At 76.6% G+C, this 10,284-nt stretch carries 10 protein-coding genes; 1 reads left to right on the forward strand and 9 read right to left on the reverse strand.

The window, feature by feature from the left end; translation table 11 throughout:
• Positions 1-145 precede the first annotated feature (145 nt).
• The 9 genes from ACFU74_RS32955 to ACFU74_RS32995 form a co-directional block, all read right to left on the reverse strand.
• The gene (locus ACFU74_RS32955) at positions 146-1,501 is read right to left on the reverse strand and encodes an aldehyde dehydrogenase family protein (protein ID WP_380763504.1); all 1,356 of its coding nucleotides are present in this window, start codon (positions 1,499-1,501) and stop codon (positions 146-148) included.
• 46 nt (positions 1,502-1,547) lie between these two features.
• Entirely contained in the window at positions 1,548-3,284 is a 1,737-nt protein-coding gene (locus tag ACFU74_RS32960) for an asparagine synthetase B family protein (protein ID WP_380763506.1), read from the reverse strand.
• An 81-nt stretch (positions 3,285-3,365) separates the two neighbouring features.
• The gene (locus tag ACFU74_RS32965; protein ID WP_380763508.1) at positions 3,366-3,950 is read right to left on the reverse strand and encodes a hypothetical protein; all 585 of its coding nucleotides are present in this window, start codon (positions 3,948-3,950) and stop codon (positions 3,366-3,368) included.
• Positions 3,951-4,000: 50 nt separating this feature from the next.
• Entirely contained in the window at positions 4,001-4,843 is an 843-nt protein-coding gene (locus ACFU74_RS32970) for a hypothetical protein (RefSeq protein WP_380763510.1), read from the reverse strand.
• Between the two features lie 29 nt (positions 4,844-4,872).
• Positions 4,873-6,048 carry a hypothetical protein gene (locus ACFU74_RS32975; protein ID WP_380763512.1) on the reverse strand — a complete coding sequence of 392 codons (1,176 nt, stop codon included), beginning with the start codon at positions 6,046-6,048 and terminating at the stop codon, positions 4,873-4,875.
• A complete protein-coding gene (locus tag ACFU74_RS32980; protein WP_380763514.1) occupies positions 6,045-7,193 on the reverse strand; it encodes a hypothetical protein in 1,149 nt (382 codons plus the stop codon). Before ACFU74_RS32980 ends, ACFU74_RS32975 begins: the two co-directional genes overlap by 4 nt.
• On the reverse strand, positions 7,190-7,861 hold the full coding sequence (locus tag ACFU74_RS32985) for a cupin domain-containing protein (protein ID WP_380763516.1): 672 nt from the start codon (positions 7,859-7,861) through the stop codon (positions 7,190-7,192). The genes ACFU74_RS32980 and ACFU74_RS32985 overlap by 4 nt, the downstream gene beginning before the upstream one ends.
• 145 nt (positions 7,862-8,006) lie before the next feature.
• Positions 8,007-9,086 carry a polyprenyl synthetase family protein gene (locus ACFU74_RS32990; protein ID WP_380763518.1) on the reverse strand — a complete coding sequence of 360 codons (1,080 nt, stop codon included), beginning with the start codon at positions 9,084-9,086 and terminating at the stop codon, positions 8,007-8,009.
• A complete protein-coding gene (locus ACFU74_RS32995; protein ID WP_380763520.1) occupies positions 9,083-9,526 on the reverse strand; it encodes a hypothetical protein in 444 nt (147 codons plus the stop codon). Before ACFU74_RS32995 ends, ACFU74_RS32990 begins: the two co-directional genes overlap by 4 nt.
• Positions 9,527-9,859: 333 nt before the next feature.
• Between ACFU74_RS32995 and ACFU74_RS33000 the strand changes: the two genes are divergently transcribed.
• The gene (locus ACFU74_RS33000; protein ID WP_380763522.1) at positions 9,860-10,237 is read left to right on the forward strand and encodes a hypothetical protein; all 378 of its coding nucleotides are present in this window, start codon (positions 9,860-9,862) and stop codon (positions 10,235-10,237) included.
• Positions 10,238-10,284: the final 47 nt, after the last annotated feature.

The following is a 10,284-nucleotide window of genomic DNA, read 5'->3' on the forward strand; positions in this document are numbered from 1 at the left end:
TCCCTCCTCCGCAGAGGAGGGACGGGGGCGCCGCCGTGTGCGTCGCCCCGCCCGGGGGCGGTTGTCCTCGTCATGGCCCCGGTCCCGCCCGGCGAACGGGCCGCCGGGCAGGGACCGGGTACTCGGACCGGGGTGTGCGGAGTACTCAGAGCCGGGCCGTCACCGTCTTGGGGCGCTGGTACTCGTGCAGGGCCAGGACCGACAGGTCGGTGCCCTGGCCGGAGGCGCCGCGGCCGCCGTGCGGGAGCTCGGCGGACTGCGCGAGGTGGCAGTTGATCCAGGTCTCACCGGCGTTCAGGCGGGCGGTGAGGTCGAGGGCGGCGGACAGGTCGGTGGTCCACACACTGGCGCCGAGGGCCTGCGGGACGGCGTTGGCGAGGGCGAGCGCGGCGTCGGCGGTCGGGGCGTGCTGGACGGTGAGCAGGGGGCCGAACACCTCCTCCAGCACCGCCGGGTCGTCGTCCGGCAGGTCGGCGAGCAGCCGGGCGGGGCGCCAGAGGCCGTCGGCGCGGCCCGGCGCGGGCAGGGAGCGCTCGGCGGCCGAGGCGGCGAGGATGCGGTCGTAGCGGGCGGCCTGGTCGGGGTTGTTGAGCGGGCCGAAGTCGCGGCCGGCCTCGCGTTCGGCGAGCGCGGCGGCGAGGGCCTCGACGGTCCGCTCGTAGTGCTCGGTGAGGGTGATCACCCGGGCCGGGGCGGCGCAGCTCTGCCCGGCGTTGTAGGTGCAGGCGGCGGCGAGCGCGGACCAGGTGTGGGCGGGGGCGTCCGGGAGCACCAGGACGGGGCTGTTGCCGCCGAGTTCCAGGCTGACCCGGCGGTGGCCGGCCCGGGCGGCGATGTCGGCGCCGGCGGCCGCGCTGCCGGTGAAGGCGACGAGGTCGACGTCGGCGGTGACCAGCAGCCGGCCGGTCTCGCGGTCGCCGGGCAGGGCGGTGAGCACGCCCTCGCCGAGCGCTTCGGCGGCGTGCGCGGCGAGCAGCGTCGCCGAGTCGGGGGTGGTCTCGGCGGGCTTGACGACGACGGTGTTCCCGGCGGCGAGCGCCGGAGCGGCGCGCCAGGCGGCCATCAGCAGCGGGTAGTTCCACGGCACCACGGCCGCGACCACGCCCACCGGCTCCCGGCGCACCCAGCTCTCGTGGCCCGGCAGGTAGCGGCCGGCGGCGGGCGCGGTGCCGGCGCGCGCGGCGCCCGCGTAGAACCGGAAGAGGTCGGCGACCTCGCGTATCTCGGCGGCGGCCTCCGCCTCCGGCTTGCCGGTGCCGGCCTGTTCCAGGACGGTGTACTCGGTGAGGTGGCGCTCGATCAGGTCGGCCAGCGCGTCGAGGCGGCGCTCGCGCTCGCGCGGGGTGTGCGCGCGCCAGCGCGGGGCGGCGGCCCGGGCGCGGGCGGCGGTCCCGGCGACCTGACCGGCGCGCGCCGGGACGAGCGTGCCCCGGGTGTGGCCGGTGCGCGGGTCGGTCAGGTGGAGCTCGGGCGCTTCGGGGGTGTTGGTGGTAGGTGCCATGACGGGGCCTCCCGGGCCGGGGCAGCAGGGGAATCGGGCGAGCGGGTCACAGGTCGTACGCGCGCAGCCAGAGTTCGAGGGTGAGCACCAGCCAGAGCTTGCCGCCCTGGCGCGGCAGCAGGGTGCCCTCGCGCCGCATCCAGGTGCGGACGGTGTCCGGGCGGACCAGTCCGCGTTCGCGCGCGGTGCGTCCGAGCAGCAGCTCGCCGGAGAGTTCGCGCAGCGGCCCGTGCAGCCACTGCTGGACCGGCACCCGCATGCCGCTCTTCGGCCGGTCGACGACCGCCGCGGGCAGCAGGTCCCGGACGGCCTCCTTGAGCACCCACTTCTCCACCGTGCCGCGCAGTTTGAGGGTCGGCGGGGTGGCGAAGGCGTGGTCGACGACCAGCCGGTCGAACAGCGGTGAGCGGCCCTGCACCCCGCGCGAGGCGGTGAGCCGCTCGACCTTGGTGAGGATGTGGTGGGCGCCCTTGGTCCGCAGGTTGCAGTGCAGCAGCTGGTTGAGCAGCGCGTTCATCGGCCCGGGGGCCAGGTACGGGGCGACGAAGCGGCGCGGCTGCGGCTCGCCGGCCAGGGCGCGCAGGGCGTCGGCGGTGAGCAGCCGGGGCAGGTCCTCGTAGCACTTGCGGTAGGAACGCAGATAGGCCTCGGCCCGCGCCTCGGGGGACGGGTCGTCCCGGTGCATCTCGTGGACCAGCATCGGCAGGTTCTTCGGCCCGCCGTACACCGGGTCGCCGCCCTCGCCGTTGAGCGAGACGGTGAGCCCGTCGGCGGCGACGGCCTCGGCGAGCATGAGGTTGGGGACGGTCAGCGGGTCGCCGACCGGGCTGTCCAGCAGGGCGACGGTGTCGGCGAGCCGGGCGGCGACCTCCTCGCCGGAGACGGTGAGGATCCGGTGCCGGGTGCCGCAGTGGTCGGCGACCAGCCCGGAGTACCCCAGCTCGTTGGGCAACCGGTCGCCGAAGCTGATCGAGTAGGTGTGCACCGGGTGGTCGTGCAGCTTGGCGGCGAGCGCGGTGACCAGCGAGCTGTCCACGCCGCCGGACAGCAACACCCCGACCGCCTCGCCGGCCGGCAGCCGTCGCGCGGTGGCCTGTTCGAGCAGGGCGCGCAGCTCCCGCGCGTACACCTCGGGGGGCGGTGCCTCGCCCTCGGGCAGCCGCTCGGCGGGTTCCCAGAACGGCTCCTGGCGGGCGGTGCCGTCGGCGGCCAGGCGCAGCACCCGCCCGGGCAGCGCCTCGTGGACGCCGCGCAGCAGGGTCTCCTCGCCGGGCAGGTAGGCGAAGGTGAGGAAGGAGCGGACGGCGGCCAGGTCGAGGCCGGTGCCGAGGGCGGGCCAGTGGCGCAGGGCGCGCAGCGAGGTGGAGGCGGCCCAGCAGCCGTCGGCACGGGCGTAGAACAGGGTGCGGGTGCCGGTGTGGTCGCGGACCAGGACGAGGTCGGCGCCGTCGACGACGGCGAGCGCGAACATGCCGTCGGCCCGCCGCAGTCCGTCCGCGCCGAGCCGCAGCCACAGGCGCAGCAGCAGCTCGCCGTCCGGGCAGCCGGCGGGCGCGGGGGAGCCGGCCGCGGTGAGCGCGGCGAGCAGTTCGGGCCGGTTGTGCAGGGTGACCTCGCCGACGGCGGTGGTGCCGTCGACGGTGAACGGGCCGGTGGCGAAGCCGGGTTCGGCGGGGAGCAGGGCGGCCTGCGCGCCGTCGGGCGCGGGGGAGCCGGTGAGTGCGGCGAGGTGGGTGCGGGCCCGGTCGGCGTCGGGGCCGGCGCAGGCGCAGCAGCGGGGCATGGTGGTGCGGTGCCTTTCGTCGAGGGGCGGCCCGCGCCGGGCGGGGTGTGGCGCGCGGCGGGGCGGGGTTCCGGTGGCGGCTCAGCCGAAGTCGTCGCCGTCCCAGCCGTCGTCGGAGTCGTTCCAGTCGCCGAAGTCGTCGGCGTCGGCCGGGTCGTCGGTCGGGTCGTCGGCCGCGGGGTCGTCGTGGCCCACCGCCGCCTCCCCGCCGGCGTCACCGCCCCCGCCGCCCCCGCTGCCGGAGGAGCCGGCGGCCTGCTGCCGGGCCTGCTCGCGCAGCTCCTCCTCCTCGTCCTCGGACAGGGCGTCCGGCGGCAGTTGCGCGGCCGTGATCGCGGCGACGCCGGCCACGCCGAGGGCGCCGACCACGACCCCGAGCCGTCCGCCGAAGGAGCTGCGGTTGAGGGTGACCAGCCCGCCGCCCCACACGGTGCGCCCGTAGCCGATGTCGCGGCCGTACTCGGTGGCGCCGTCCGCGTACCGCCGCTTCACCAGGTCGCGGCCGAGGGGTTCGTCGGTGCCGGAGCGGCCGAGGCTGTCGTGCCAGTGGATCTGCCGGTCGGTGCCGCGCCGGCGCCACTCGCTGCGGCCGTCCTCGTACCGGCGGTGCACTTGGCCGTCCGCCAGCAGTTCGTCGCGGTAGCCGAGGTGGCGTGCGTTGCTCATGGGTGCGGAGTCCTCACGGATCGGGACGGGAGTCGGGCGGGGTCGGGCGCTCAGCCGGTGGGCCAGCTGAGGAAGCCGCTGCCGCGCGCGGTGCGCACGCGCCGGTGCAGCGGGGTGCGGCGCGGGCCGGCCGTGCCCGCGCCGCGGAGCCGGCGGATCACGGTGTGCAGCAGCCGGGCCGGGGCGACGGCGGCCAGTTCGATGGTGCGGCCGCTGCCCAGCCAGGCCCGCTCCTCGGGGCGCAGCCCGGCGGGCAGCGGCCCCCGGTAGCCGTGCGGGCCGCGCCCGGAGGTCAGGTGCAGGGTGGCGGCGTGCCGGGGCACCAGGCCCATCGAGCGCACCCGGACGTTCCGCGTGGCGCCAGGCCCGTACGCGGCCCGGACCTCCTCGAAGCAGGTGAGCCCCGACGGGCTGGCGTCGTGCAGCACGTGCACCACGGCGCCCCCGGCCCGCTCCAGCCCGGCCACCAGCCGTTCGTCGAGCGGGAGTCCACCGGCCGCGACGACCGGGCAGGCGGCCTCCAGGTGCAGGTCGTTGGCGAGCAGCATCGCGGTGATCTCCGGGCTCTGGCAGACCAGCAGCCGGGGCAGCCCGTAGTCGTAGAGGTCGGGTTCGGTGCCCGCGGCCCCCCGCGGCGCGTCCGGTCGGGGTGCGGGCGGCGGCAGCAGGCCGGGCAGCTCCTCGCGGCGCGCGGCGAGCGCGGCCGCGAACCGGGCGTAGCGGACCGGCGGCGCCAGTGTGTAGGGGATCCGGCGCGGTCCGGCGTGCAGCGGTTGGAGCACCCGGCACAGCTCGTAGTAGAGCTGCCGCTCGGTGTACCGCAGCCCGCCGGGCGCCCCGGCCCGGGTGGCGGCGACGGTCAGCGCGCCGTCCAGCAGCGGACGCAGCGTCATGGGGTTCCTGCCTCTCCTCGTCCCCGCCGTCACGCGGGGCCCCTGCGCGGATCGGGGCCGTCCGGTCGGCCCCCGTCCTCGGGCACGTCGCCCGCCCCGGGCTCCGGCCAGGTCATGAACCCCACGGCGAGCGCCCGGCGGCGGGTCTCCAGCGGGTTCTCCGGCCGGCCCGCGGCCGGGGAGCGCACGGGCCCGCTCCGGAGGGCCGTGGGGTCCCGGGGCGCCGGCGGCGCGGTGATCCGCTCGGCGGCCCGGTCGGCGACGGCCATCAGCCGCTTGGGCGCCAGTGCGGCCAGTGGGGTCCACCAGCCTGCGGCGAACCAGTCGCGCTGGCTCGCGGTCAGCTCGGGCGCCTCGCGCTCCAGCCGTGCGGACAGCTCCTGCGGCCGGTCCAGGTCGCGCAGCAGCGTGTACTTGTGCTCGTCGACCAGTACGGTGCGCACCGACAGCCCGGCGTCCAGCACCCGCAGGCCGGGGCGCGCGGCCCGGGCCTCGGCGACCAGCAGGTGCCCCTGCGGCGAGGCGTCGTGCAGCACCACCAGCGGCAGGCCCGCCGGGACGGCCCGCAGGTTGTCGACGACCAGCGCGCGGTGGCGCTCGGGGTAGCCGTTGGCGCGCAGGAACACGCGGACGGTGAGGTCCGGGCAGAGCAGGGCGAACGCCGGGTCGGCGGGCGGTGGCCCGGGCCGCACCAGCGTGTCCTCCACCAGTCCGGCCGGCAGCGCGCCGTAGACCGCCCGCCAGCGGTTCAGCACGGTGTCCCGGAAGCCCTCCTGGGTCCAGCGCGACTCCACCGAGGTGTCCGGCGCGGGCGTCCCGGACAGGATCCAGCTGCGCACGCCGAAGCCGATCAGCGTGAGCGCGACGAGTACCAGCACCAGCGCGAAGCCGGGTTCGTCCAGCACCGCCGTGCTCACCAGCAGCCCGATCACGCCGAAGCCGATCATCGAGACGGCGTTGCCCTTGTCGCCCCGGAACCGCTGCGGCGGCCGGCCCCGGTGCTGCAGGGCGTAGCCCAACTGCCCGCTGGTGACGGTCAGCCGGCCTCCGTCGGAGAGCTTCTCCGTCACCTTGCGGATCCGCACGTCGTGCAGGCCGACGCCGTCGAGCCTGGGGTCCAGCGCGAACTCCGCGCGGCAGTACGAGCAGCGGCGCTTGGGACGCTGGCGCTGGAGCAGGTTCTTCGAGCAGTGCGGGCAGATCATCGCGGCACCTCCGGCACCGGCCAGCTGAGGAATCCGACATGGCGGTTCAGCGCCCGCTCGGCGGCCCGCTCGGCCATCGCCAGCAGCCGCTTGGGCGGAACGGCGGCGAGCGGGCTCCACAGGCCCGCCGCGTACCAGGCGCGCTCGGCCCCGGTGAGCCGCGGCAGCCCCCGCAGCAGTTCCTCCAGCGGCTCGCGCCGCTGGTGCGCGTACAGGTGGACGGCACGGTCCTGCGCCGTCAGGACGGCGCGCGCCGACAGACCGGCGTCCACGACCGGGCGCTCCGGCCGCGCGGCGCGGACCTCGGCGACCAGCAGACAGCCCTGCGGCGAGGCGTCGTGCAGCACCACCACCGGCAGGTCCCCGGGCAGGTCCCCGGGCGTGGCGACGATCAGCGCCCCGTGCCGCTCCGGGAAGGCGTTGGCGTACAGGAAGGCGGCCACCGTCGGGTCGGGGCAGAGCACCGCGAGGGCCGGCGGGCCCTGCGGTGCGACGGGCGTGACGGCGGAGTCCTCGACCACGCCCGCCGGGAGGCCGCCGTAGACCTGGACCCACCGGTCCACGACCGTGCCCCGGAACACCGCGACGGGCCAGGCGGTGCGCTCGGCCAGCGGAGTGGTCCACTCCTCCTGCTCCCGCCACAGGGCGTCCCGCTGTTCCTCCCAGACCAGGTCGGCCTGCTTCCAGCGGTCCATGATCCGTCGGCGCCGCGCCAGCCGGAGCGCCGGTTTCGCCATCGTCGCGAGCAGGCCGAGACCGAATAGGGCGGCCAGGACGGTGATCACGATGGCGAAGGGGACGTGCACGGCGAGGACGTAGGCGACGACCAGCGAGACGACGCCGAGGCCGAGGCCGAGGGACACGTCGGCGACGCCGTCGAAGTGGGGACTCGGCAGCCGCCCCGGCGGCACCCGGCGAGGCAGGGGCGACGGCCGCCCCCGCTCCTGGTGCGCCCAGCGGAGCTGTTCGACGGTCAGCAGGACCCGCCCGCCGTCGCCGAGCCGCTCGACGGTGCGCTTCAGTCGGAGGTCCTGCAGACCCTTGGTGAGCTTCGGCTCCAGGGCGAACGGCTGCCGGCAGCGTCCGCAGATCAGGCCCGTGCGTTCGCGGGCGAGCAGCCGGGCCTCGCAGCGCGGGCAGATCATCGCGTGGACTCCTCCAGCGCCGCCGCCAGCCTGCGCAGCCCGGCGGCCAGCCGCTCCCGTCGGCCGACCGGCCCGATCCGCTGCCCGCGCTCCACCGCCCGCAGCGCCTCGGCGAGTTCGTCTTCCGAGCGGCGCTCGGCCTCCGCCGCGGTGATCGCGTAGTCCTCGTGGTCGATGCCGTACCCGGTGTTGGCGGCCAGGATGTTGAGCGGCTCGCGGCCCCGGTTGGCGAAGGAGTGCGGCATCAGCTCGGGTATCCGGATCAGCAGCCCGGGCGTCAGCGGCAGGTCCACCACCCGGCGCCGCTCGGCGTCGTACAGGCCGCAGGCGGCGTGGCCGAGGCTGAGCACCAGGTGCTCGCCGCCGTGCGCGTGCGGGGTGAAGGCGCTGCGCGGTGCGACGATGCCGAGCTTGTACGTGGCGTTCGAGGGCCGCTCCGGCGAGGTCTTGGCGTCGCCCACCAGGTAGTGGGCGAACTGGCCCTCGTCGATGAACCGCAGCAGCTCCTCACCGGCCGGTCCGTGCGCCGATCCGGGCCCCAACTCGCGGGCGCCGTCCCGGTCGGCGAGCAGGACGCGGCCGTCCGGGCGCAGCCGGTACAGCTCGGCGCCGGCCGGCAGCCGCCCGGCGAGTCGTTCGAGTTCCCGCAGACCGGACCGTACGGACATCGGCCACCCACCCCCACCTCGACCTGTGCGACGTCATCCCCGGTGACGCGGACCGCCGCGCGGCCGGTTCCCGCCGTCCGGGACCGACCTCGCGGATCCTACGCAACCGGGGTGACATCGCCCAGAGCGGTGTGTTGACGCGGGATCAACGGCCGCGGGCCACCACGAAGTCCGGCAGCGCGGCGAGGAAGGCCAGCGCCTGCGCCGCCTCCTCGTCGGCCGGCTCCGGCGCCGTCGCCAGCACCGCCGAGACCTCCCGCCCGGCGGCGGACACCAGGCCGGCCGCCGCCTCCCGGGCGTGCGCCACGCAGTCGTAGGCCGTCATCCGCTCCAGCAGCCAGGCGACCTCCTCGGCCGCGCCGGGGCCGCGCTGCGCCCGGGTGAGGCTCAGATGGCGCACCACCCGGGCCCGTTCGGCGGGGGTGGCGCGCTCCAGCAGCCGGATCAGCATCAGGGTGCGCTTGCCCTCCCAGAGGTCCCCGGCGATCTCCTTGCCGTACTCCTCGGCCTCCCCGGTCAGGTTGAGCACGTCGTCCTGGATCTGGAAGGCCGCGCCCAGGTACCAGCCGAACCGGTCCAGCCGGTCGGCGTCGGCGCCCGCCCCCTCGGCGACCAGCAGGCCGGAGCGGCACGGGTAGAGGAAGGTGTACCAGGAGGTCTTCTTCAGGCACATCCGGTAGTAGTCGGTGCCGGTCAGCGCGCAGGCGTTGTCCCGGATCCAGGCGATCTCCAGGGCCTGGCCCTCCAGGGACTGGCGGCACATCAGCTCGGTCTCCTCGAACAGCCGCCAGGCCAGTTCCCCGCCGAGCCCGCGCCGGTTGGCCATCACCCGGCGCAGGCCGAGCAGGTTGGTCGCGTTGCCGACGTTCAGCGCGACCTCGACGCCGTAGCGGGCGGGCAGGGTGGGCGCGCCGCGGCGCAGCTCGCTGCCGTCCTGGATGTCGTCGTGGACGAGGAAGGCGTTGTGGAACAGCTCCACGGTGACGGCCGGGTTGAGCGCCCGTTCGGAGCGACCGCCGAAGGCCGCGCAGGTGGCCAGGCAGAGCGCCGCGCGCAGGCCCTTGCAGGGGCGGGTCGGGTAGTCGGCGGCCAGTTCGTAGAGGTAGGGCGGGCTCTGCTCGGGGATGTGGCGCAGGAGTTCGGCGACGGTCCGCTCGCGGTAGCGGGCCAGCACGTGCTCGACCAGGGGTGCGCCGAGGGCGGGGGCTGCGGCCGGGGCCGTCACCCCCGGGGCCGCTCGTCCGGCCCGGTGCCGGGCGTGCCGCCGGTGCCGTCGGCCGGGCGGGCGGTGTGCTGCGGTCCGAAGGCGTCCTGGAGGCCGCGGTTGGCGAGGCCGGGGGCGAGCGAGCCGAGCCTGAGCAGCAGGTCGAGGACGTCATGGGCGTTGGCGGTGAGCCGACGGGCGTGCTCGGAGACCTCGCCGCCGGTGCCGGCGAGCACCCGCTCGCCGACCGCGTCGATGAGCTGGTGGGTGTTCTCCGAGACCCGGCGCACCAGCCGGTCGAACTCCTCCTGGTCGACGCGGTGCTCGTCGGCCAGCCGCTCCGTCGCGACCTCGGCGTCGGCGATCCCGGCGGCCAGCTCGCGCTCCAGGACGGCCGCCGCCTCCATCACCGCGCGCGAGCCCTGCTCGCCCAGATCGCTGAACCGACCGGCGTCGGGCATGGCTGACCTCCTGGTTCACGTCCCGGACGGGGCCGGGGACGGCGGGCCGGTGCGGCGCCGCCCCGGCTCTCTTGATCGCCGATGGTACACGGCCGTGTGCGGAGCGTGTCCGTGGCGGCGCGGGGGTGGCGTCCGGTGCGGGCGCGTGCCGTGGTGCGCGGTCGCGGACCCGGCGTGCGGTGCGGAGCGTGCGCCGCCTGCCGCCCGGGCGGCTCCCGGGGCCCTGGTGCGGCGGTCCGGCGAGTCGGTGGCCGGACGCCTCCCGGTCACTGGTAGTGATGGCCTGGTCGCGGAGCGATCCGCCGGGGGTACGGCACGGGACAGGGAGCGGTCATGGGTGGCAGGCAGCGTCCGCCGAAGGCGCGGAGCGTCCGGTCGGTGGTCGACACCGGAGCGGAGATCGCGAGGCTGGAGGGCTACCTCGCCTGGGAGGCGGAGGTCGCCGCGGCCGAGCGGGACGCCCGGGCCTTCGCCGCTCTCTTCCCCTGGCTCCCGGAGGACGACCGCGAGGCGCTGGAGCGCGCCTACGCCGACGACCGGCTCCGGTACGCCGAGGAGGTCGTCGACCGGGCCGTCGGCCGCTGCCGGGAGCTGGCCGCCCGCTACCGCGCCGAGTGCCGCCGGATCTGCGCCCGCTGGGCGGCGGTCTGCCTGTCGGTGGCCTTCGCCGCCGCGCTGCTGGCCGTCCTTCCGGTGGCGCTGCGCGGCTGACGCCCCGCCACCGGGCGCGCACGGGCCCGCCGCACACCCCTCGGGTG

It is taken from the genome of Kitasatospora sp. NPDC057500 (genome assembly GCF_042802195.1).
Taxonomy (GTDB): Bacteria; Actinomycetota; Actinomycetes; order Streptomycetales; family Streptomycetaceae; genus Kitasatospora.

What these genes read in the sequence shown, in the direction of transcription:
- ACFU74_RS32955 (WP_380763504.1), bottom strand. Translation starts at nt 1,501, where the DNA reads ATGGCACCTACCACCAACACCCCCGAAGCGCCCGAGCTCCACCTGACC.
- ACFU74_RS32960 (WP_380763506.1), bottom strand. Translation starts at nt 3,284, where the DNA reads ATGCCCCGCTGCTGCGCCTGCGCCGGCCCCGACGCCGACCGGGCCCGC.
- ACFU74_RS32965 (WP_380763508.1), bottom strand. Translation starts at nt 3,950, where the DNA reads ATGAGCAACGCACGCCACCTCGGCTACCGCGACGAACTGCTGGCGGAC.
- ACFU74_RS32970 (WP_380763510.1), bottom strand. Translation starts at nt 4,843, where the DNA reads ATGACGCTGCGTCCGCTGCTGGACGGCGCGCTGACCGTCGCCGCCACC.
- ACFU74_RS32975 (WP_380763512.1), bottom strand. Translation starts at nt 6,048, where the DNA reads ATGATCTGCCCGCACTGCTCGAAGAACCTGCTCCAGCGCCAGCGTCCC.
- ACFU74_RS32980 (WP_380763514.1), bottom strand. Translation starts at nt 7,193, where the DNA reads ATGATCTGCCCGCGCTGCGAGGCCCGGCTGCTCGCCCGCGAACGCACG.
- ACFU74_RS32985 (WP_380763516.1), bottom strand. Translation starts at nt 7,861, where the DNA reads ATGTCCGTACGGTCCGGTCTGCGGGAACTCGAACGACTCGCCGGGCGG.
- ACFU74_RS32995 (WP_380763520.1), bottom strand. Translation starts at nt 9,526, where the DNA reads ATGCCCGACGCCGGTCGGTTCAGCGATCTGGGCGAGCAGGGCTCGCGC.
- ACFU74_RS33000 (WP_380763522.1), top strand. Translation starts at nt 9,860, where the DNA reads ATGGGTGGCAGGCAGCGTCCGCCGAAGGCGCGGAGCGTCCGGTCGGTG.